This window comes from Anaerostipes sp. PC18, assembly GCF_039789045.1.
Taxonomy (GTDB): domain Bacteria; phylum Bacillota; class Clostridia; order Lachnospirales; family Lachnospiraceae; genus Anaerostipes; species Anaerostipes hominis.
In genome coordinates, this window is record NZ_CP121164.1 from 2,058,219 (window position 1) to 2,081,149 (window position 22,931).

General features: G+C 40.9%; 25 protein-coding genes and 1 pseudogene. 4 read left to right on the plus strand and 22 right to left on the minus strand.

What is annotated here, in order from left to right; all coding sequences use genetic code 11:
* Window positions 1-79 precede the first annotated feature (79 nt).
* Window positions 80-307 carry a hypothetical protein gene (locus P8F77_RS11205; protein ID WP_024727174.1) on the plus strand — a complete coding sequence of 76 codons (228 nt, stop codon included), beginning with the start codon at window positions 80-82 and terminating at the stop codon, window positions 305-307.
* Between the two features lie 155 nt (window positions 308-462).
* Here the strand turns inward: P8F77_RS11205 and P8F77_RS11210 are convergent, their stop codons facing one another.
* Window positions 463-639, minus strand: a complete 177-nt coding sequence (locus P8F77_RS11210) for a hypothetical protein (RefSeq protein WP_186992435.1) — start codon at window positions 637-639, stop codon at window positions 463-465.
* A gap of 59 nt (window positions 640-698) precedes the next feature.
* Here P8F77_RS11210 and P8F77_RS11215 point away from each other — a divergent pair, with 59 nt between their 5' ends.
* Complete coding sequence (locus P8F77_RS11215; protein ID WP_287517424.1) at window positions 699-1,193, plus strand: hypothetical protein; 495 nt, start codon at window positions 699-701, stop codon at window positions 1,191-1,193.
* 10 nt (window positions 1,194-1,203) lie between these two features.
* A complete protein-coding gene (locus tag P8F77_RS11220) occupies window positions 1,204-1,467 on the plus strand; it encodes a hypothetical protein (protein ID WP_034549159.1) in 264 nt (87 codons plus the stop codon).
* Window positions 1,468-1,515: 48 nt separating this feature from the next.
* On the opposite strand, the gene P8F77_RS11225 is transcribed toward P8F77_RS11220, so the two are convergent.
* From P8F77_RS11225 to P8F77_RS11250, 6 genes are all read right to left on the minus strand, one after another.
* Window positions 1,516-3,954, minus strand: coding sequence for an ABC transporter permease (locus P8F77_RS11225; protein ID WP_270430802.1), 2,439 nt, complete (start codon window positions 3,952-3,954; stop codon window positions 1,516-1,518).
* Complete coding sequence (locus P8F77_RS11230) at window positions 3,955-4,629, minus strand: ABC transporter ATP-binding protein (RefSeq protein WP_024727171.1); 675 nt, start codon at window positions 4,627-4,629, stop codon at window positions 3,955-3,957. It lies immediately after the preceding gene.
* A gap of 657 nt (window positions 4,630-5,286) precedes the next feature.
* On the minus strand, window positions 5,287-6,054 hold the full coding sequence (locus P8F77_RS11235) for a MerR family transcriptional regulator (RefSeq protein WP_095142938.1): 768 nt from the start codon (window positions 6,052-6,054) through the stop codon (window positions 5,287-5,289).
* On the minus strand, window positions 6,044-6,958 hold the full coding sequence (locus P8F77_RS11240; protein ID WP_095142937.1) for a DUF2268 domain-containing protein: 915 nt from the start codon (window positions 6,956-6,958) through the stop codon (window positions 6,044-6,046). Before P8F77_RS11240 ends, P8F77_RS11235 begins: the two co-directional genes overlap by 11 nt.
* Window positions 6,959-7,389: 431 nt before the next feature.
* Window positions 7,390-8,628 (minus strand): HAMP domain-containing sensor histidine kinase, encoded by a 1,239-nt coding sequence (locus P8F77_RS11245; protein WP_235824595.1) that lies wholly within the window; start codon window positions 8,626-8,628, stop codon window positions 7,390-7,392.
* Complete coding sequence (locus tag P8F77_RS11250) at window positions 8,625-9,314, minus strand: response regulator transcription factor (protein ID WP_287517484.1); 690 nt, start codon at window positions 9,312-9,314, stop codon at window positions 8,625-8,627. Before P8F77_RS11250 ends, P8F77_RS11245 begins: the two co-directional genes overlap by 4 nt.
* 676 nt (window positions 9,315-9,990) lie before the next feature.
* On the opposite strand from P8F77_RS11250, the gene P8F77_RS11255 reads away from it, so the two are divergent.
* Window positions 9,991-10,305 (plus strand): LysR family transcriptional regulator, encoded by a 315-nt coding sequence (locus tag P8F77_RS11255; protein ID WP_186992434.1) that lies wholly within the window; start codon window positions 9,991-9,993, stop codon window positions 10,303-10,305.
* A 24-nt stretch (window positions 10,306-10,329) separates the two neighbouring features.
* On the opposite strand, the gene P8F77_RS11260 is transcribed toward P8F77_RS11255, so the two are convergent.
* From P8F77_RS11260 to P8F77_RS11330, 15 genes and pseudogenes are all read right to left on the minus strand, one after another.
* The gene (locus P8F77_RS11260) at window positions 10,330-11,496 is read right to left on the minus strand and encodes an iron-containing alcohol dehydrogenase (protein ID WP_095142936.1); all 1,167 of its coding nucleotides are present in this window, start codon (window positions 11,494-11,496) and stop codon (window positions 10,330-10,332) included.
* A 23-nt stretch (window positions 11,497-11,519) separates the two neighbouring features.
* Complete coding sequence (locus P8F77_RS11265; RefSeq protein ID WP_287517429.1) at window positions 11,520-12,659, minus strand: aldo/keto reductase; 1,140 nt, start codon at window positions 12,657-12,659, stop codon at window positions 11,520-11,522.
* A 523-nt stretch (window positions 12,660-13,182) separates the two neighbouring features.
* A pseudogene (locus P8F77_RS11270) lies at window positions 13,183-13,389 on the minus strand (transposase); the annotation flags it as partial.
* Between the two features lie 29 nt (window positions 13,390-13,418).
* Entirely contained in the window at window positions 13,419-13,556 is a 138-nt protein-coding gene (locus tag P8F77_RS11275) for a hypothetical protein (RefSeq protein WP_287517431.1), read from the minus strand.
* A 629-nt stretch (window positions 13,557-14,185) separates the two neighbouring features.
* On the minus strand, window positions 14,186-14,611 hold the full coding sequence (locus tag P8F77_RS11280) for a sigma-70 family RNA polymerase sigma factor (RefSeq protein ID WP_287517433.1): 426 nt from the start codon (window positions 14,609-14,611) through the stop codon (window positions 14,186-14,188).
* Window positions 14,612-15,100: 489 nt separating this feature from the next.
* The gene (locus P8F77_RS11285; RefSeq protein WP_287517435.1) at window positions 15,101-15,283 is read right to left on the minus strand and encodes a cysteine-rich KTR domain-containing protein; all 183 of its coding nucleotides are present in this window, start codon (window positions 15,281-15,283) and stop codon (window positions 15,101-15,103) included.
* Window positions 15,284-15,287: 4 nt separating this feature from the next.
* Window positions 15,288-16,292, minus strand: coding sequence for a ketol-acid reductoisomerase (gene ilvC / locus P8F77_RS11290; protein ID WP_287517437.1), 1,005 nt, complete (start codon window positions 16,290-16,292; stop codon window positions 15,288-15,290).
* A 42-nt stretch (window positions 16,293-16,334) separates the two neighbouring features.
* Window positions 16,335-17,522 carry an MFS transporter gene (locus P8F77_RS11295; RefSeq protein ID WP_287517439.1) on the minus strand — a complete coding sequence of 396 codons (1,188 nt, stop codon included), beginning with the start codon at window positions 17,520-17,522 and terminating at the stop codon, window positions 16,335-16,337.
* Between the two features lie 22 nt (window positions 17,523-17,544).
* The gene (locus tag P8F77_RS11300) at window positions 17,545-18,339 is read right to left on the minus strand and encodes a TrmB family transcriptional regulator (protein WP_287517440.1); all 795 of its coding nucleotides are present in this window, start codon (window positions 18,337-18,339) and stop codon (window positions 17,545-17,547) included.
* Between the two features lie 139 nt (window positions 18,340-18,478).
* Window positions 18,479-18,850: a TnpV protein gene (locus P8F77_RS11305; protein WP_287517486.1), complete on the minus strand. Its 372-nt coding sequence runs from the start codon at window positions 18,848-18,850 to the stop codon at window positions 18,479-18,481.
* Window positions 18,851-19,181: 331 nt separating this feature from the next.
* Window positions 19,182-19,727, minus strand: coding sequence for a hydrolase (locus P8F77_RS11310; RefSeq protein ID WP_287517441.1), 546 nt, complete (start codon window positions 19,725-19,727; stop codon window positions 19,182-19,184).
* Window positions 19,728-19,815: 88 nt separating this feature from the next.
* On the minus strand, window positions 19,816-20,238 hold the full coding sequence (locus P8F77_RS11315; RefSeq protein ID WP_287517443.1) for a hypothetical protein: 423 nt from the start codon (window positions 20,236-20,238) through the stop codon (window positions 19,816-19,818).
* A 24-nt stretch (window positions 20,239-20,262) separates the two neighbouring features.
* Window positions 20,263-21,081, minus strand: a complete 819-nt coding sequence (larE, locus tag P8F77_RS11320; RefSeq protein WP_287517444.1) for an ATP-dependent sacrificial sulfur transferase LarE — start codon at window positions 21,079-21,081, stop codon at window positions 20,263-20,265.
* Window positions 21,082-21,086: 5 nt separating this feature from the next.
* A complete protein-coding gene (locus tag P8F77_RS11325; RefSeq protein WP_287517446.1) occupies window positions 21,087-21,665 on the minus strand; it encodes a GNAT family N-acetyltransferase in 579 nt (192 codons plus the stop codon).
* Complete coding sequence (locus tag P8F77_RS11330; RefSeq protein WP_287517447.1) at window positions 21,658-22,809, minus strand: ATP-binding protein; 1,152 nt, start codon at window positions 22,807-22,809, stop codon at window positions 21,658-21,660. The genes P8F77_RS11325 and P8F77_RS11330 overlap by 8 nt, the downstream gene beginning before the upstream one ends.
* Window positions 22,810-22,931: the final 122 nt, after the last annotated feature.

A 22,931-nucleotide genomic window follows, 5' to 3' on the forward strand; every position in this document is an offset into this window, starting at 1 on the left:
AAAAAGATTTTCTTTTTCCGGCACACATTGGAAGAGACCGAATAATATAAACTGTAAATAAAATCAAGGAGGAAACAACATGAGTGATTTAGCTGCAACAGGTTGCGGAACATCATGCAATTCAGGATTCGGAGGAAACAACTGTCTTCTTCTTATTCTCTTATTATGCTGCTGCGGAGGCGACTGCGGATTCGGAAGAGGAGACGGATGCGAATGTGGATGTGATTCTATCATTTGGATCATCATCTTACTGTGCTGCTGCGGAGGCGGATTCGGCGGCGGCAGTGGCTGCGGATGCGGATGCTAATCTGATATGTCCTGATAAACCACGGGCAGCGGGTAACCAACCTGCTGCCCTTTTTGTGTGCCGCGGAGCGTTTTTATTTCATAGGGAAGGTCGTAGAACTTTCCTGTGAAAGAAAAAAGTGTCCGGAAGTGATCCCCCGGACACTGAAATATCTATTATTTAAAGCAGCATAAAAGGGCAACGATCAAAATCAGTATGCTGCCGCCTTCCATACTCTGCTTTTTCATGATTCCATTTCCCTGTCTTGAAAATCCCATTTTTCCTTTTCTTCTGAGACATTCCTCATCCAGTTCGTAAACGGTATTTTCTTCTTCTACAAAAATTTCACTCATAATTTTCTTCACCTCCTAATAATATAGGATATGAGAATAAAACCTAAGGTTGTGACAAAATGGATCAAAAACAAACCCACTGGGAGCACTTTTTCCGTGACGACTCGTCCAATATGCTGGAAGACGCGCTCCCTTATCTCCCTTCCAATCTGAAAAAATCTGCAGCTCTTTACATCAAACTCCATGAACTCCAAAACATCATGGAAGACTTTGACGATGAGGATACTCTCTCCGCATGCGGGCTGGACCAGAACAATGCCTCTCTGGAAATGATGCTTACCGCGATGAGAATGCGGGCGCCTAAGGAAACCTCAAAACAAATCGATCAGATACTCCAGATGATGAAAATGGCAAAAATGTACCAGTCCTATCAGGATTTTCTTCAGGCAAATCCGAATGCCAATGCTTCACCCGGCAATTCTTCAGCCGATTCTGACATGATGGCAAAACTAATGCCGCTGTTTATGTCCCAGTCTCAGCCTGAGAAGCAGGAAGCAGCAAACGCACCCAACAGTGACCTGTTAAATCAAATCAATCAAATTCTGAAAAAGTGAGGTATCCCGCATGGATGAACAATGGAAAATGAATCGCGCGGTTCAGAGCATCGACTCAAAGAAAATAGAAATTATGGAACTTCTCGTGAACCAATGCCGGGGCAAAAACCTGGAAGACATCCTGCCGGATCTTATGGCAGCCTCCAGCCGCCTGGCAGAACAGGGCATCGCATTTACCAACGAAGAAACGGGCATCATCATCGACGCTCTCTCGGAAACTATGACCGGTCAGGAGAAACAGAGACTTGAAATGCTGAGAAATATGATACTTTAAAAAAATTTCCGGATACTTTTAAAAAGTATTCCGGAAATTTTTTTATATTTATTCTTCGTATCTTATCCGTTCAACCAGAGAGTCCTTCTGCAACTTCCTGCTCATAAATGCGGACAGAATGATCTGCAGCATCAGAAGGATGCCTGACATCGCAAGTATCTCAGCCATGGGAAAATGATAGTCATTAAGACCGATCATTCCGGTATTCTTACATTTCAGGAACAGAATATATCCGGCGGCATTTCCAAAGGTCAGTGATATCAGCAGCGTACCCACCGTAAAGATCAGCCCTTCCATCTGGAGCATTCTGGCCAGCTGTACATTGGTCATCCCCAGTGCCTGAAGGATTCCAAGTTCTTTTTTCCGCGTAACAATGCTTGTAATCAATGTATTCGCCATATTCATAAATCCAATGATCCCAATGACAAACAGTAGGGCGTATAAAGAGTCCCTGAGAAACCCAATGCTAAGATCCGCAGTACGGTATGCATCATCGTAAGAGAGCAAGTCATAAAACTCGCTGCCTCCTGTAAGTTTCCTCAGCTGTTTTTCCACTGCCAGCTTTTTTTCCGGACGGCAGGAAACATAAATTTCGCTGGTCAGATCCCCTTTCACATGGAGCTTCTTGAATGTCTCCTCTGTCATAGCCCAACTGGCATCTAAATGCGAATTTGAAGAACCGGCAATTTTTAACGTAAGAGGTACTTTCCTCTTTCCATCCAGCAGATCCATAGATATCTTTTCCCCGATGCGATACCCATTTTCATCGAGGAAGTAATCCCAAAGATAGACGGTTCCATTTTCTTTTACCATCTGCTCATAGTCCGCACTTCCGCGCTCTAATTCGCTTTTTACAAATGCATCAAAATCCTCTTTGGATAAAATCTGAATGACCGAAGTTCCTTCTTCTCCATTTACCCGGACTTTTACTGCGGCCCATTTACCAGTCTCTACCTTTGTAACACCATTGATATTTTTGATCTTATCTACTACCGAAGCATTCATGAGCCCCTGTTCCTGAACCCGGTTCAGATTTCTCTCCGGATAGGTCTTATCATCCAGCTTCGTATCCAGTGTCAGATAGAAATCTCCTTTTTTCACATCTTTTTCAGCCTCATAGGCCGGGTCCATATTGCCGCACAGATTGGCGATGGTCACGAACATTACACAGCTTAACCCCATAGTAAAGATCGTCATCAATGTCCGTTTCCGGTTGCTCGACAAATTTGCCCTGGTAAGACCGATCAAATTTACCTGCCTGTATCCTTTCCGCTTCTGTTTCTTTTTCCCGGTGTTCTCCTGATACCGTACCGCTTCCACCGGAGACACTTTGGCTGCAATCTGCATCGGATGCTTCATGGAAAGACAGACGGTAATCAGCGAAAGTATCCCTGCTCCGGCCAAAACAGGTATGCTAAACAGCTGAGTATCTGCGATCACTTCGTTGATGGCTTCGTTTACACTGCTAAACCCGGCGATCTTTGCGAAAAACAGCTCTGTTCCAAAATAACCTGCAATCAGTCCAACAGGAATGCTGATGCCGGACAATATCATGCCTTCCCGGAAGATCATCTGCTTCATCTGCTTCTTTGTCATTCCGATGGCCCGCAGTTTCCCGTATTCCTGTACCTTCTGTATCATACCGACATAAAAAATATTATAGATGACAACGATGCTGAATAAGATGACAACCGCCGCGATAAATACTCCTGCAGCCACGGTTTCTACCCCTGGGTCCGTATCCCACATAATAAATATCGTATTCAGGGAAACATTTTTTTCAGGGATGGAAAGTTTCTCTGCAAGGTGATTGATACTCTCCTTCAGTCCGTTTTCTGTGACTTTATCTGCCTTATTCATCTTCACACAGACCGTATAGGATCTTTGGTCCACAGGGACAGCCTTTTCAAAAAATTCTTTTGATACTACGGCCCCGTATGCCTGTTTCAGGTCATTCATTTCACTGTCAGGTAGAAATCCGGTAATTGTAAATTTTTTTCTCAGTACGTCTCCTTCCCCATTGATCCGGTAAGGAACCGTGACCGTGTCTCCAATCTTAGGTTTCTTTTTCATGAGGTTCTCAAAAAATGATTTCTGGGCCATGATCTCGTTTTCCCCAGTGGGAATTCTGCTCTGGCTGGTCATCTTTAAGTTCGACATTGCACGGGCATTCTGGTCATAGTAGGAAAGCACGCCGCTGGCTTTCCCCAACTCTACCGTGGCTACAGAGGACATGGAGCCTGTCTTTTCAATTTCGCCTCTGACGGAAATCTCCTGCTTTTTTTCTTCACTGATCCCGGTAAATGCGGCATGAAAATCTCCATAGAGTATCGAGCTGTTTTGGCTGTTCGCTTTCAGTAATCCATTACAGCTTAAACCGATGATCGTTAAGAGAGCCGTCGTCAGCATGATGGAAATCCCAATGAGGATACTTCTGCTTCTGGTCTGCATCAGATTCTTTTTCGATAACTGTGTTACTGCCTTCATTTAATCCACCACCTTGCCGTCTTCGATCAGGATAATTCGGTCAGCCATCTGTGCAATCTCCTCATCATGGGTGATCATGACTAAAGTCTGTCCGTATTTCTTAGCTGTCATTTTCAGCAGGGAAATCACTTCATCTCCGGTCTTGGTATCCAGATTTCCGGTCGGCTCATCTGCCAGAATAATATCAGGCTTTGACGCAATAGCTCTGGCGATGGCAACCCGCTGCTGCTGGCCGCCGGAAAGCGTGTTGGGAAGATTGTGCTTCTTCTCCTCGATACCCAGTGTACACAAAAGCTCATTGATGAATACCTTATTCACGCTTCTTCCATCCAGTCCGATGGGAAGAACGATGTTCTCCCAGACGTTTAAAGAAGAAATTAAGTTGAAGGACTGAAAAATAAATCCGATCTTTCTGCGCCGGAAAACAGCAATCTCTTCCTCCTTCATGGAACTGATGTCTTTATCTCCAATCAGGATCTTTCCTTCCGTAGGGCAGTCCAGCCCTCCCAGCATATGAAGAAGAGTACTTTTTCCGGAACCGCTCTTTCCCACAATCGCAGCAAATTCACCCTGGTAGATTTGAAGGGATGTGTGGTCGATGGCCCGCACCTCGTTTTCTCCGCTGCCGTAATATTTACATAAATCCTTTGTCTCTAAAATGACTGTATTCTGCATTTTTTCATACCTCCTGTTCTTACTGTCTATAATAAAGGCCCCCTCTTACATTCAGCTTTCAATCCAAAAGAAAAAGCCTTACAGATTTGTAAGACTTCTTTTATTTATAATTGATCTTATGCTGCTGTTGCATAATCCATAATAAATATTTTGCTGGCCACCTTTTCTAGCGTTCAAGAGCATGAGCACTAATCATTCCTCTTAGTATTAACACCCTCCTTGATATTAACACTGTACATCTTTTTCATATGCTTTACAATGTTTAGTTGAAATTTTTTTCTTAATCAGAAAATCAAATGTCCCCATACGTTATCGTAAAGTTGCTCTTTGGTAAATACCTGTCCCTTGTAAGAATAGAGAAAATAGAGTAGGTCAAATTCTTTAGCAGTTATATATACTGACTTTCCTTTTTCACTAATAAAAGTTCTAGTAAAAGGGTCTATATAAAATCTATTTATTTGCTTTTTAATAAGGACAGGAGTTGTTCCTCATCATTATTAAATGTAATTATTAGTATTTTCCCATGATACCACTTCCTCTTAAAAATAGGCCGATAACCCATAGACTATATTCTTGGATTATCGGTTCTGCATCTTTGTGTCTGGCTCTGTAACAGTTATTTGTTGTTTTTTTACATTAATTATACTTATATCTATTCTATTCCTCACGACTGCAAAATACTTCAATAGCCATATGAAAGAAATTTGCCAGATCGCCCTGTCCAAAGCGGTTAATAAAATTCGTAAATCTTTCGTCTGTTATGTAGAGATTACCTAAGCACGATAATATTTGTTTATTGCACTCATAGAAATGTTCTGTAATATACTCCTGCCATTTGTGAACTATCTTTTGAACCTCTGGGCAATCAACGGGTTTATCTTCATACATGGCTAATCTTTCAAATATATCTTGAGCCACTAAATAAAATGATTCCATTTTTTCATTTTGTAGCATTTTTGCTTTTCTTGAGAATGTAGCTTCATATTCTTTGAAAATTTCTGTATTTCCCCAACGTTCCAATACTTCATCTCTGAACTGTTCTTGCATTGCTATAATCTTTGAGTTTGAAAATTCAGTAAAAGAAATATCATTGGCACCGTTTATTTCTTTTTTAACAAGTGCAATCAAAGTGTCTATTCGTTCCTTTTGTGCTTCTAAAATTTTCAAATGTTTTTCTAATGCTTCGGATCGGATATAATTAGGAGAGGAAATCAGTTCTTTTATTTCTTTTAAGGCAAAACCCACCTCTCTAAAAAATAAGATTTCTTGAAGTTTGTATAAATCATCCTCTGTATATAACCGATACTTTGCTTCTGTTACGATAGATGGTTTTAGCAGACCAATTTTATCATAATAGCAAAGAGTTCGGGCTGTAATTCCAGTTAAACAGACAACTTCATGAACGGTCTTTGGTTTATTGTTCATTCCAAAAATCCTCCGTAGCTTCTAAAATTTCATTTGCGGATAATAAAGTAGCTTCTACAATATTTTTGCCTGTTTTATTTAGGTAGTGTTTAACTAAGTGGTAACCGCAAGCATAGCCAGCACAATAAGGCAAACCAACCTGTGGATAATTCTGAAGTTTAGCCATTTCATCACCATATAAATAGGCATTAAGATTTTCAAGACCTTGAACATTCAAACCCTCATAAATTATGGGTTTAATGTACTCATTCAAAGTTTGTATGTCCGTTTTTGTTACCCAAGGTCCTGCCTTTTCTTCCCCATACAAATAAGTGGCGAAATTTTCTGCCAGTCCCTCACTTACCATCATCTCTCCAAGTGTAATATCATTTTTCCATTTAATAAATTGAAAACGGATATTATGATTAGTTTCATGTGCCAAGGCTACAGGAAGATGTTCCAGAGTGTATTTGTTAGGAACTAGCCATGAAAAAATATATCCTGGAATCCCACCGTCGCCACAATATCCCTCGTTGAGCATAATATATGGACTTTCTGCATTGGCAAGCAAAATAGTGAACAGATAATCGTTGACAGGCAATGTTACTCCTTGTGCAACAAAACAATTCAATGATTTTCGGATTGACTCCTCACATACTTTCCACAATTTATTGTCTGAAATAAGTTCAATATTTTGCTCCTGGGTTTCATCGACTTTGGTTGGTGAAATGTGACCAAGCATACCACTTGCCATAATAACATCATAACCATTGGGCGTTGTTGCTTTCATTGGAACACTATAACAGGCCCATTTCTTTTCAAAAGGCATCATCAATTCGTAGCGATAAATATCGTTTTTTTTGTCCATTGGTGCTTCCATAATTTTTTTGTAGACACTATCTGAACGTATAGCAGTTACATTCATAATTGCACCCCTTTCTTTTTTTACATAATACACTATGACGTAACGTCAAAGTCAATAGAATGGACACCATTTTAGAAGAAGTTCTTAGAGTAGATAGCAGTTATCAAAAAGTAAACGAACAAACACATCGTAAAGTCAAAATGATTGAATAAGCTGAATTTGAACCCTAAGAGCCTGCACTATATCATGGGTCATTCAAATATCAATATCACGCTGAACCTGTACGCTCATGCGTCTATTGACGGTGTGAAATCAGAATTGTTACGTTTGATAGCGTAAAGAATTTACCACTTTTCAAAGCCAAAACATGAGGATATATAAGAAGAAATGTGAAGTATCCACCGATAGAAATAATGCCCGAATAGCCGATAAAATAAGGCTATACGGACATTTAAGAAGATTTAAAAAGATATTCAGAAATTTATTTTAAGTTATAATAAACTTAAATGTATCTTAAAGATACTTCCCTGTTTCCCCGCAGAAACAGAAATAGACCCTCCCTGAGCCTCCAGGATACTTCTGGTAAGATAAAGGCCGACTCCGGAGCCGTCCTCTTTTTTTACCTGCGGTGCTGTTCCCCGGTAGAACCGCTGAAAGATTTTGGAATAGTCTCTGCTGTCAATTCCGATCCCCTGATCCTCAATTTCAATCCTCAAAAAACTGGTCCGTCTCATCATACGGATCTGGATGCAGGTATCCCTTCCGCTGTATTTCACTGCATTTTCCAAAATATTTGCAATCGCTTCCCTGGTCCAGTGAGGATCATGGGGGATTGCCATATCGGCGATCCCGTCGCTGTTTTTCACCACTTCCATCTCGATATTCTTCTCCTGAGCCTTCCCATAAACACTGCTGACTGCCTGGGCGACGGTATCCATGATTGGTGCATGGATCTTTTTGACTGAAATCATGCCTGTTTCCATCCTGGAAATATTGATCAGAGCTTTTGTGAGGCTGTCCAGCCGCCGTGTCTGTCCCACTGCCTGACCGAGAAACTCTTTTTGTTCTTCCTTTGACAGTTCTTCTTCCTCTAAAAGTTCCAGACACATTTTTAAAGATGTCACAGGCGTTTTCAGCTGATGGGATATATCAGTGACCAAGGACTTTGTAGTTTCTTTTTCATCCTGTATTCTCTTCTCCTGCACTTCCAAACGTTTTCCAAGAGAATTTAGTCTGCTGAAAAGCTGACTTTTCATACCTTCTTCCTCTTTATAAGGAACCTGATAATTTCCTGTATAAAATTGTTCAATGACACTGCCGAATTGTTCAAACTCCTGTTCTCTCCGCCTGCTGGTCTCTCTCGTCCAGATATATGCAGCTGCTGTAATCAGAAGGTAAGCGCCTAAAAGGGCTCCTCCGGTATGGACAATATACTGCACCATCCGGCTTTGATACCTTGCTTTCGTCTCTTCTTCAAAACCTGCCCTGACAAAAAACTGTTTTCCCTTTTTCTCCAGAGCTTTTTCGTCATCTTCCTGAAATATATGATACAGTATCTCTTCCTTAGTCTTTCCCTCTTCCAGCATTCCTGCCGTTTCCTGCAGCTGCTTTTCTTCCCGGATCAGCCTTCTATCTTCTGAAAATAATGCGTATCCAAATATACATAATAAAATAGCTGCCGTACAAACGGAAAACTTGACCCAGCCGATCTTTTCCCTCTTTCCAATCAATTTCCGGTACACTCCTTATCCCACAAATATCCGATCCCCCGTATATTTTTAATATACTCCGGGTCAGACGGATCGGGCTCAATCTTTTCCCTGAGTCTTCTGATGTTGACTGCCACCGTGTTTTCATCAGCAAACTCGCCATCCATGTCAAACATCTGCTCTAAAAGCTGACCTTTAGAAAACACCTGCCTTGGATGGGAGATAAACAAAAGCAGCAGTTTCCATTCATTTTTGGTAAGACTTCTCTCTTCTCCCGATACCATGACCTTCATCTCTGTCTTATGGACACATACTTTTCCGGATTCTATCTTTTCCTCTTTTACGTCCATCCGGGCAAATACTGCGTGAACCTTGGATATGAGAACGGCAAGACTGAATGGTTTTACCACATAGTCATCCGCTCCGGCCTCGTACCCCATGACAATATCTATTTCTTGATCCATGGCTGTCAAAAACATGAAATGCACATTACTTCTTTGACGGATGTCCCGGCAAAAATCCAGTCCGCTGCCATCCTCAAGTGTTATATCGCAGATGACCAAATCAAACGTATTCTTATTCCACAGTCTCATGCCCTCCCGGATATCCGGACAGGCAGAGATTTGGTATCCTTCCTTTTCCAGTTTAAAACAAATTCCGCGTCTCAAGCTCTCATCGTCTTCCAGCAGCAGGATTCTACCTTTCATCATATCCTCAGTCCTCCGTCTATGTATTCCTGTCAGTCTAATTCATACTGCATAAAATTTTTATTTTTCCGGAATCCTCCATCTGTTCTTTTTTGCCCTTTGCTTATCGCTCCCATATATAAAAAATGTAATTACATTTATAAAAACAAGATAGACTATGAATAACTTCATGAAAACTCCTTTCCCTCCTCCAATTAAAAAGGTAAAAATCTTATTTCATTTCATTATAACATAGTCCGATTTTCTGTGTTAAAACTTTCTTTTTTTGTCTTTTCACAGCATTGTCCTGACAACCATTCCTCATATGCTTCCACGCCGGCTTTTAACTGTTTCAGTCTATCTTCAAGCCGTCTTCTCGGACAGGCCAGATTCATACGCAGAAAACTGCGATGAATCTTCGATCACACTCATACAGTCAACCCAAAAAAGATAGGTAGCTTTTGTATGGACAGCAGCTTAATTATAATGTTCTGTCCATTTTGGCTTTTTATCCGGAGATGCTTTTCTTTAAGGTTTTTCTCTGACGTATGTCCCGGCCGCAGCCCGCTAAAGATAAAACAAAGACTCCCACAAGCAAGAGTGTAAAACCTTTTTCAATCGTATCTCTCCTTTCTTTTTTAAACCCCAGCTTTCATTTTTACCTTTCGGAGGGCTGCTCGTTTTTGGAACCGTTGATTTGACAAAATACAATGCCCTCAAGCTCCAGACCCTGTCCCAACAGGAACACCGGGGCGGCAGCTTAACGCAGTGGTTTCAATGCCAGGTGACGGATTTAAATATCACTACTGCCTACAATCTCATCTATAATGCATCTTTGCTTGTGGATGAAGGATTAGGATACGCCGTCGGTCTTGACAAAATCATCAACACCTCCCACAGCAGCCTTTGTTTCCGCTCCCCTCTGGCACCAAAGCTGGAAGAAGAAATGAGCATCCTTTGGAAGAAACATCAGATCTTCTCCAGACCAGCCGAAAAATTTTTAACCTACTGAAAGAACATTTAAACGGTATCTGAATCACATACTTTTTCTTAATATAGTAACGATATCATCATGTGTCAGAACCTTATATCCTCCTTCCATGACAAAGGTTCCGTCTGCAATCCCAGAAAGCATTTCTTCTGTCACACCGAGTTCCCGGATGTTCATGACAAGACCCAGCTCTTTCATGTAGGATTCCATGCAGAAAAGGCCTTCTTCTGCAATCTGTTCATCCGTCTTGCCGTCCGGATTTACATCCCATACATTTACGGCATAACGTTTGAACTTTTGAAGGCCGTAAGGCATAAGAAAACGGTAGTATGGCAAAGATACGGCTGATAATGTCATTCCATGGGTCGCATTCGTATATGCGCCGATGGACTGTCCGATCATGTGCACTTCCCAGTCGGTCGTTTTCCCTTTTGCAACAAAAGTATTTAAGGCCCATGTGGCAATCCACATAATATTGCTTCTGGCCTCATAGTCGGCAGGATTTTTTATGGCAATCCGTGAGCTGTGGATCAGAGATTTTAAAAGCCCTTCCATGATATAATCAGAGGTACTGTCATCCTCCCCTGAGAAATACTGCTCTAAAATATGAGACATGATGTCAAAGAATCCTGCTGTCATCTGATACTTCGGCAAAGTGAATGTAAATGTGGGATTTAGAATCGAAAACTTTGGAAATACATTTTCTCCGAAAACATGGCCGATCTTTAACTTCGTCTCATGATTGGTGATGACAGACCCGCCGTTCATCTCTGAACCTGTTCCGACCATCGTCAGGACGCAGCCCACCGGAATGATCTCATTGTCCACGTCCTCCATACGCAGATAGTATTTATCCCATGGATCTTCTTCACAATGAACTGAGATAGACACTGCCTTGGCATAATCACAGACAGACCCGCCGCCTACGGCCAGGATGAAGTCCACTTTATGTTCTCTGGCAATCTCTACGCCCTCATAAAGCTTTTCTACCGTAGGATTGGGCATAACACCTCCATCCTCAAATACATTTTTCCCGTTTGCCTTAAGAATCTCCATCACCTTATCATAGATCCCGTTTTTCTTGATGGAACCGCCCCCATAGGCAAGCTGTACATTTTTGCCGTACTTCGGAAGTTCTTCATTTAAATAATTTAAGGAATCCTCTCCAAAATACAATTTCGTTGGATTTGAATAACTGAAATTTCCTAACATTTTCTTCCTCCTTCTTCTGTCTCTCACAGTCCTGCCGGCTGTCCAAGCTTTTGTGCAAAGTCCTTCATTGCCTCAGATATTTTCAGCATCTGCGGACAGACTGCTTCACAGCTTTTACATCCGATACATGCATCCGGACGTTTATCCTCCGGCATGGCACCTACAGCCATCTGTGTGATGATCGTCATATTGAAACGGCTCTCATTGTATAAAGACATCAGCGTTGGAATATCCAATTTTTTCGGACAGTGTGATGTACAGTAGCGGCAGGCAGTGCATGGAAGAATATCCAGCATGCTGTCGGTAACTTCCATCAAAACCTTTATTTCTTCCTCTGTCAGCGGCTTTTCCTGTGCAAATGTAGCCGCATTTTCCATCAACTGTTCCATATCGGACATGCCGGAAAGGATCATGGTCACTCCTGGGATTGACTGTAAAAACCGGAATCCCCAGGCCGGAATTTTCTCATCCGGACGGCAGGCCTTCAGCTTCTCGCTGTTTTCATCAGAGAGTGACGCCAGCTTTCCTCCTCTTAACGGCTCCATAACCCAGATCGGCATCTTGTATTCATTGAGCAGTTCCACCTTAGCTTTTGCATCCTGGAGTTTCCAGTCCAGATAATTCAGCTGGATCTGGCAGAATTCCAAATCATCGCCGTATGTATCCAGGAATCGTTTTAATGTGTCATATCGTCCATGACAGGAAAATCCCAGATGTCTGATTCTTCCGGCTTCTTTCTGCTTTCTCAGGTATTCCATAATGCCGTATTTTTCATCCATATAGGGATCTATATTTTTTTCATATACGTTATGAAACAGGTAAAAATCAAAATAATCTGTTCCGCATTTTTTCAGCTGTTCTTCAAAAATGCTCTCCACCTTATCCATGTTTGACAAATCATACCCTGGAAACTTGTCGGCTAAATAATAGCTCTCCCGTGGGTACCTGCCTAATACTTTACCCATGACAATCTCTGACTGTCCGTCGTGATAGCCATACGCGGTATCAAAATAATTGATCCCATGGTCCAGCGCATAATCTACCATCTTTACAGTCTGCTCTTCATCAATCTGTCCATCCGAACCACCCTTCATAATCGGAAGACGCATTGCTCCCAGTCCCAGGGCAGAAAGCTTCTTGTCTTTAAAATCTTTATAAATCATACGAATCCTCCTTGAATATTTCACATCGAGTTAATTATTTATGTATCCCATATATAAAGAATACTCCTTGTAGTTAACTCCAAGTCAAGAAAAATTTTGTGAAAAGATGAATACAAGAAAAAGACAGCGGCTGTTTTTTACGGCAGCCGCCATTCTTAAATAAATTATTTTTTATTTTCAGTCCTTACTACAATTAACAGACCGCTGCAGTACAGTTTTCAATGCCTATAGACCTGTCTATCAGCAAATCATAATTATAAACATTTCCCCAGTGCAGACCGGAAATGCTATGATAATAAGCCGCCCTTGCTTCAAAAGAGATAGTACGCAGGGAACAAAAAATTTAAGCATTAGCTTTGATATTTTTTTGTCCCCAAAATCGACTGTTTTCTGACTGATTCATAAAATCCTCCTTAAAATAATTGATGTTGGAGTCTTTATCAGAGAGAAAGCTGCCTGAGAACTGCGAAGAGTCATGACCGCCCGTAAAACGGGCGGCTTGTTCTGAGGCTATAAGCCTCTATTACCTGCCACCCTTAAAAGGCTCCTCATATTCCTTTGCACTTAACTTATCTTTCGCTATATCATGACTTTCTTGCTCTTGAATATATTTTTTTATGGTTGCCTCATTTAATCCTACCGTGCTTACATAATATCCTGCTGCCCAGAAATGTCAATTCCCATATTTATATTTTAAAATTGCATGCTTATCAAAATTCATTAGCGTGTTTCACAAGACTGGACACGCTTGACGAACGCTTATAGCTGGCGCATAAATTCCGCTACGGACAGACCGCAAGCGGCGGCACAATTCTTTAAATGCCCGCTTTCTTCCTCGTTCAGTCGGATAGTAATCGGAACATTCCGCACGTTCTTTTCTGATTTTTCTCTGCTCATTTTCCTTAATCCTCCAGTCTTGAATTTTACTTTCTTCGGGGTAAACAGGGGCGTTCCCTGAGTAAGTTATGCCCACTTGTTTTATGTGGGCGGGATTGTGGCTGACACAATCCGATGCTCGCTATCTCTGTGGACACCGCCACAAAGCAATTTCCCTGTGCAACGACATTCTTCCATATCTACCCTCCGAAAAGAAAATCCTATGTCCTTTCCACCTCCGTTCTGGATATGATTTTCACTTTCCGATTTTGAGCAAACAAAAAAGCCGCTACACCACATCACGGATAACAAGAGGATTTCCTCCCGTTCTGATTCCGCAATGCTATGTAACGGCTTTGAAATTCAAAACCCATGCTGCAATACACCAACCGAAAAAGCAACGTTGCTTCGGCGGCGGTCAGCCTTGTCCATCGGCTGACATTCAATACTTCAATCTATGTGTTATTTAATTTTCCAATTCCCTTATGGGTATTTCAGAATACCATAGCGGCTATATCCATGTCAAGATTTTAGATAAATTTTTTAGTATTCCCTGTGGACGCAAATTTTATTCATCCATTTTAAAAATTGGATGGGAGAATTTTCTCCCCCACCCAATAGTCCGTAGAAAAGCAGTCTATATTAGACGCTTATAAAATCTTCCGCAGCTTTTTTCTAAGATGGTCTAACCGTGCATAGATAGCCCCTGCTGTCAGACCGACAATCGGCGCAATCTCTTTTGTGGAATATCCCTGCATTTTCATCACAAGGATTTGCAGGGTACGCCTGTCCACCGTAAGCAATGCCCAATATAGATTTTCATTCTCGATTCCATCCAGTAAATCCTCAACAGTCTTTACTTCGTCTGACCGTTCCCTGTCCGCCATTCCCTCAAGGTATTCCCCGAAGTCGCTTGACCAATGGTAAAATCGTCTGTTGGAATTAAAGTCTGCCCTGTCATCAATGCGGATTTGCTCAATCGTATTTTCATCAACTCCATGTTCCCTCAATACTTTTTCCTCGGCTTCTTTCCAGATACGCCATTTCCTGTCCTCACGTCCGTTGTTATATGCCATTCTTTTTTCCTCCAATCAATCTGAATCTTTGAAAACGTAAAAATCCAGATTGAAAGGCGGCGAACGACACCGCATACCAGAAACAGCCCTGCGGCGTATTCCGATAAAAAACGACAAAAGAAAAACCGCAAAGGCTCTGTGACCTTCACGGTTATAAGTAATAATAGTTCTGTTATATAGAGATTGTACTTCTGCTTTCATGGTGAGAAGTACCGTTGCATGGGCAGGGATTTTTTTAACTGGTTTCCTGCCTTTCTCTGATGTGCTATGTATGTATAAAATTTACTTCGTATGTGCAGATGGATAACTGCCCGAAAAAAGGACATAAAAAATCCCCCCAAACTTTAAAACAGGTCTGGGGAGTGTCTGTTAAGTCTTTCGGGCATAGCAATACCGCCCACCATAACACCATATTTTTATTTGGTGGGCGTTTGCCTTAAAGCCTTACAAAAGAAACAGAACCAACAAACTTTAATGTGTTTCAAAAGTTTATCGGCTCTGCGTCTGTGCGTCTGGCTCTCTGATGACAGTTATCTGCAAATTTTTTGCTTCAATCAATGTTTCCTGCCTACATTTCGGGCAGTATAGGGGATAGTTCTTCAATGTGGTGTCTTTTCTAATCCTGTCACGGGTTTTATTCCCGCAGACAGGGCATAATATCCATTCTGACATAATGCTATGAATTGCTTTCTTTTTTCATCCAAGACATTAATCCCCTAAGTTCTGCCCCGACTTTTTCAATTTCATGCTCTGATTCCATCTGCTTTTTAGCATTGAAATAAACCCTGCCAGACTGATTTTCAAGCAGCCACTCCCTTGCAAACTTTCCCTCCCTAACATCCTTTAGGATATTTTTCATGGACTTTCTGGTATCATCCGTGATAATCTTTTCCCCTGTTATGTAATCGCCATACTCAGCCGTATCGCTGATGGAATACCTCATCATATTAAGACCACCTCTGTTTATGAGGTCTACAATCAGCTTCATTTCGTGGCAGCACTCAAAATATGCCATTTCTGGCTGATACCCCGCCTCTACAAGAGTTTCAAAACCTGCCTTTATAAGGGCAGAAACGCCACCGCAAAGCACCGCCTGCTCACCGAAAAGGTCTGTTTCCGTTTCTTCTTTGAATGTTGTTTCAACAACTCCCGCTCTCGCCCCGCCGATTCCCAGAGCATATGCAAGTGCCGTTTCCCTTGCTTTTCCGCTTGCATCCTGATGAATTGCAATAAGACAGGGAACTCCTTTGCCTTCTTCAAACTGGCTTCGTACTGTATGCCCCGGACCTTTTGGGGCTATCAAAAACACATCAACATCCGCAGGCGGTTTGATAAGCCCATAATGGATGACAAATCCATGTGCAAATACCAGAGATTTTCCCCCTGTCATATACGGTTCAATTGACCTTTTGTACAAATCTGCCTGCTTCTCATCATTGACAAGCATCATGATAACATCTGCTTCTTCTGCCGCCTGCTTTGCATTAACAACTTTCAGTCCTGCCGCTTCGGCTTTTGCCCATGATTTGCTGCCCTCGTAAAGCCCGACAATTACATCCACTCCGCTTTCATGGAGATTCAGAGCATGTGCATGTCCCTGACTTCCATAACCGATAACCGCAACCTTTTTGCCCTCTAACGGTTTCAAGCTGCATTCTTCTTCGTGATAAATTTTCGCCATTTTAATGACCTCCTATGATTTTTTTATATTGCAAACGGAAAATTACCGCTTTTTACCGCCCATTAAATGGACAGCTCCTGCAATCATCTGTGTGGCTATTCCGATGCAGCAAAAACCATACCATCCAAAATGATTGTATAAAGCCGCACCTAAATATGAACCTACTGCACCTCCTGCAAACATAGTTACCATGTAAACTGAGGTAATTCTGTTCCTCTCGCTTTCACTAAGGCTCTGTATCCTTGCCTGATTTGCAACATTGCAGGAGTTCACGCCCATATCAAGCAATATAACGCCTGCAATCAGTCCCCAAACCTTAAATCCAAAAGCAATAAAACAAAGATATGAAATAAAAATTATTATAATATTGATTCCGACTGTATATTTTGCGCTTTTTTTATCAGAAATTTTCCCTGCAAAGGGCGCAAACAAAGCTCCGCTTACTCCCAAAATCCCAAACAGACCGATGATGTTTGTACCAAAATAAAATGGAGAACCCTGTAAATGGAATGTCAAAACTGTCCAAAGCGCACTGAATGCCGCCAAAATCATTGCCCCATTTATCGCCGCCTCCCTGATTACAGGGAACTTACTCGGCAAGAAAAACATTGATTTTAGAGATGATGCGTAGTCCAGACTTCCTTTTTCCTCTGCTGTACAGACAGGAAGTGTAAATTTTAAAACAGCAAACAGTATTGCCATAAAAGCAACTGCAATTATGTAAATGCTTTTCCATCCGAAATACTTTCCGACTGTACCGCTGACTACCCTTGAAAGGACAACTCCTGTTAAAAGCCCACTCATGATATGTCCGATATTTTTTCCTCTTACCCGTTCATCTGACAATTTTGCACAAAGCGGAAGCAGCAGTTGTGGAATTACAGATGAAATACCAACAGCCAGACAGGCAATACAAGCTAAGGTAAAATTGGGCGATAAATACATTCCTAAAAGTGACAGGACTGATAAAAAAATCATTGTTAAAATCAATTTTTTTCGTTCCGTCAAATCTGCTATGGGCAGGATAAAAAACAAACCCAAAGCATATCCTGTCTGTGTAAGAGTCGCAAGCAGGCTTGCCTGAGAGCCTGCTATATTAAAATGCTCTGCCGCACTGTTTAACAGCGGCTGTATGTAGTAGATATTGGCAACCGCTATTCCACTTGCCGCCGCCATAAGTGCAATCATCTTTCCGCTTAACTTTACAGATTTTTCGCTCTGACTTTCCATAAGACTACCAGCCTTCCTAAAACTATTTTCCCAGTTCTTTTAATATTTCCCTCATTATAGAACTTAATTCCTCCTCATTTTCCCTATCCGAAACAAACCGGTTGACTACCATATCATGAATCATATAATCTTCCAGAAGATAAATATGGCTTGTGTCCTCAGTATAAAATGCGTCTTTATCCATCTCTGCTGAATATCCATAAAGTAGCTTTTCCCCATCTGCGGAGATGATAAACCAACGGAGATTTTCAGGCATATTATGGTATTTTCCATCATGGTGTATTTCAATTTGTGCAACAGAATTTTTTAAATTATGCCCCACACCTAAGACCTTACAGCCATGATTCTGGCATTCTTCCAGTTCGGGCAAAAGCAGTTCATACATCTGATTCCACATGGAAATCATTACATACTGGCTTGCCCCCTTTAACAACTGTCTGCAATAAGAGGTAATATTTTCTTTTCCTTTTACTGTGAAAACATAAACATCCTGCTTATTTGCCTCTGTTTCCAACCCGACCAAAGCATTTGTAACATCCTCAAAATCGTTTTCCCATTCTTTTTTCGTTTTCTCCAAAAAAACCTTACTGGGAACAGGTGTATAAATCTTTGTGTTCTCACTGCTTTCTTCTACCATAGCTAACCCACGTTTCGTGAGTGTTTCCAAAACATCATAAATCCTTGCTCTTGGTATGCCAGATTCTTTACTTACCTTATACGCATTAGCTGTTCCAATTTTTAACAGACTTGCATAAGCTTTGGCTTCATATAGATTCAATCCAAATTTCTGTAACTTCTCAAATACAGCTTCTTCCATTTTCCTTTCTCCTTAATTATATTAGTTACTACTGCAGTGGTAATTATATCATAATGAACTATGCTTGTCAAATTTGTTACGATAGAATTATAGAAACTCAAAAAATGCGGCAAAGATTTCTCCTTGCCGCTGTTGGTGCTTATGCGTAAATTATTTCCTTATTTACAATCTCCCTCGCACAAGCCCTTATATTATTCATTCTTCCTGTCCACTCTAAGACGTTTTCTGCCTTTAGCTGTTCCGTTATGCCCTGTGACTGCTTCATGCCCTCTATAACTCTCTCAAAGCGTTCCTGTGCCTGTTTGTTGATGTCGGCAAGATAGACGTTGAGTTTGCCGCTTGTTAGAAGATTGATGTATGTATCTTTGAGGTGCTGTTTCAGATAATCTAAATGCCGCTGTCCCCAGATGCCTATCGGCTGTTCTTCTTCCTCTGGTAACTTCAAATCTGGGATAAGATACTCATTTTCTTCGTGATATGTGCCGCCTAACTGTTCAAATATTGATTTCATATGCAAAAGCTCCTTTTCTGTATGGTTTGGTTTCTGCGAAGTATCTGCAAACAATGTATCAGCAGGCTGTATGTATAGGTTATCTTTAAGTAAAGTAATCCCCTTGCCTTTCGTATTTGCCGCCCAGTTCCTCAAATAATGATTTTGCCATTGTCTGTTACCTCCAGATAGAATATTCACTCCACATTCTTGTGTCTGCTGTCTTAAACACAATTTTTGAGTTTTATCCTTATCTGGTTTCATACTTCTGTCATGCTAAAACCTATAGTAATTAATAAAAGCTCTTGTCTCTGATTAACAACTGTTCATATTCTCCAGCTTCCCCATCCCCCTAATCTTGAAAAGTTTTAAGTGCTTCAATGGTCTGTATTATCAAGTCATCCAGTGTCCAGCCGAGCATATCTGCTCCCCTCTGAATCACCTCCCTGTCACAACCTGCTGCAAATCCCTTGCTTTTGTATTTCTTTTTTACAGACTTTAATTCCAAGTCCTGCACGCTTTTTGACGGCCGCATCAAAACGACTGCACCGATGAGACCTGTCAGTTCATCGACGGCATAGAGAACTTTCTCCATCTCATGCTCCGGCTTAATATCTACAGTAATCCCATAGCCATGACTTGCTGTTGCATGGATAATCTTTTCATCTATGTCTCTTTCCCTCATAATTTCCTGACTCTTAATACAATGCTGCGCCGGGAACTGTTCAAAATCTAAATCATGCAGCAGACCTACAATTCCCCAGAACTCTTTTTCTTCTCCATACCCTAATTTTTCTGCAAAGTACATCATGGTCTGCTCCACAATCTGTCCATGCTGCAAATGGAATTCATCCCTATTATATTCATTTAGTAAATTCCATGCTTCTTCTCGTGTCATAACAATCGTCCTTTCTTTTTCATATTTCTCTCACTCAATAACTGTTCCGTACTTTCGCCGTTATGATTCTCTCTATCCCGAACATAAACTAACTTTTTATTACATAGTCCGCTTTTCTCGGAGCGGCAACCGGATGTTCCCCTTTTGCGTAGCCAAGGATACAGTTTCCTATTCCCACATAAGACTCCACAATTGCAAAACGGTCAACAGCTTCCGCTTCATTTGCCAGTGCTGCATCCACAATAGAATCTGTATCCATAAAACCGTAGGCTTCACAGCCTGTATGGTGATGTGCTGACTGGGCACAATATTTGCAGTCCTCCCCACAGCGTCCGCTTTTACCATTAATAATTGTACACAAATCAACTTTATAACCGCAGAAATGTTTTCTGATTAAATCTGCCGCATTACACAGTTCCTGTAACTCGCAATCCAGAAAGAAATCCAGATTTTCTCCTCTTTTGATTCGATATCCTTTTATAATTTTTCCTGCTAATTTCAGTAAATCCAATGTTTTATCCTCCAGTCCATGCTATTATAAAGTTTCATTCATACTGCCTGTTCGATATCCGCCCAAATCCAATGCGACATAGGAAAAACCTAATTGTTTCAAATAATGATATATCTTCTCCCGATTGTCTTCCTGCATTAACTTGGAAAATTCTTCTGGTAACACTTCGATTCTTGCAATCGCCCCATTTTCCTGTCCATGAATGCGGACCCTCACCTGATGAAAATCCATATCGAGAAGCAACTGCTCTGCTTTATCCACCATTCCAAGCCGTTCCTCGCTGATTGTCTCTCCATACACAAAACGAGAAGAAAGACAGGCAAAGGACTGTTTATTCCATGTGGAAAGTGCTAATTGCTTAGAAAGTTCCCGTATTTCCTCCTTATTAAGCCCTGCATAACGCAAAGGACTCTTGATATTTAATTCCTGCACTGCCATCAATCCCGGACGGTAATCCCCATTATCATCCAGGTTTGAACCTTCTAAAACTGTATTTATATTGTTTTCTGCTGCAATCGCCAATATCTTTTCAAATAACTCATGCTTACACAAATAGCAACGGTTCTTCGGATTATTCCGAAAGCCATCTATGTCCAGTTCTTCCGACTGGCACACAACATGCCTTATATTATTGTTTTTACAAAACTCTTCTGCTTCCCTTAATTCTCTGACCGGAAAAGAACAGGAGGAAGCTGTAACTGCAATCACTTTATCTGTTCCCAATGTATCCACTGCTGCTTTCAGCAGAAAGGTTGAATCCACCCCGCTGGAAAATGCTACCGCAACACTTCCAAGCTCCAATAAGTAATTTTTTAATTTCTGATACTTCTCATAAGTTGTCATCTTGTCTATCCTCTCTTATCTTTCAACTCCGAAAACCAGATTACCTCCGGCTGCTTTGGCAGGTGCTGCCCTATCTCTTTTTCCATCCAGACCATATGATACCATTTTCCAAATTTGTATCCACAATTATGGAAAGTTCCAATCATTTGATAGCCCATTTTTTCATGAAAATGTACACTGCCCATATCTAAATATTCATCTTCTATGTTTGGATAGGCAATACAGGCATACAGATTGGTAATCCCCTGTTTTTTAAGAACATTTTCCATATGTAGGTATAATTGCTTTCCTATTCCTTTTGCGTGATATTTTTCTTTTACATAAACCGACATTTCTACTGCCCAATGATAAGCAGCCCGGTTTTTAAATGCTCCTGCATAAGCGTATCCTATTATTTCATTTCCATAAAGCGCTACAAGGTATGGATATTTCTTTAATGTTTCACTAATTCGCCCTGAAAATTCTTCGTTTGTTGGCACTTCATATTCAAATGTAATAGCAGTATTTTTTACATAGGGTTCATAAATTTTTCTCAATGACCATGCATCTTCTATAACAGCCATACGAATCATTATATCAGCCATAATAGTCCTCCAGAAAATGATGCTTTACTCCATCCTGTTTAAAAGCAATAACCGTACTCAAATTCACATTTTCCACGCTTTTGAAAATATTTCCTTCCACAAATGGATTCGTCTTTTTTAATTCCTGTATCAGTTTCTTTACTTCCAGCCGTTTCGAGTTGCTTTGTCCAGCTGCTGAGCAGGAAGAGCAGGTAACCGTAAACCTGCAGGCGCATTGAATGAAATGCAGATCATTATAGTCACGCCATTTCTTAATGTCCTCTTCCCGTATCAGATATAGTGGGCGAATCAGCTCCATGCCTGCAAAATTTGTACTGTGGAGCTTTGGCATCATAGTCTGTACCTGTGCCCCATAGAGCATTCCCATAAGAATCGTTTCTATCACATCATCATAATGGTGTCCCAATGCTATTTTATTGCATCCAAGTTCCTTTGCTTTGCTGTATAAATGCCCCCTTCTCATTCTTGCACACAGATAACAGGGTGATTTTTCCACATGAAAAACCGATTCAAAAATATCCGATTCAAAGATCATGACTGGAATATTTAATCTCTTTGCATTTGCCTCTATAATCTGCCTGTTCTCTGTACTGTATCCCGGATCCATCACAACAAATTCCAGTTCAAACGGAAACTTATTGTGGCGTTTTAACTCCTGAAACAGCTTCGCCATAAGAAAAGAGTCCTTACCTCCGGAAATACATACTGCTACTTTATCCCCTTCTTTCACCAGTTCATACTCACGAATCGCTTTCGTGAATTTGCGCCATATATTTTTTCGGAAGTTCTTCCGGATGCTTTCTTCAATTTCTAAGTGATGTCCTCCCGTTCCCTGCCCCTTTTGCTCCGTATTTAAATTTGCCATCAGCCATGCAAGATAACCGCCTTTCAAGCTGAATGCCGTGATTCCTCTTTCACGCAGAAAGCAGGCTGTTTCTATGCTTGCTTCACCTTTTTTGCAATACACAATCAGCTTTTTATTCTTATATTTTTCATATTCTCCATATAGCAATTCTTTTGGAATATTTATGCTGCCCGGAATATGCCCATAAGAAAATGATATTTCATCCCGGATATCAATGAAATTGTAATCCCTTATATCTAATGTGAATAGCTTTTGTACGGATATCTCAAAATCTTCCATCCCTTCTCTTCCTTTCAAATAAAACCCGTTTAGCCAATTATACATCATCTATTGTACCTATGATTTTTATAGGTTTCAACAGGAATATGATAAAAAGCAAGACAAATATCTAAATAGACATA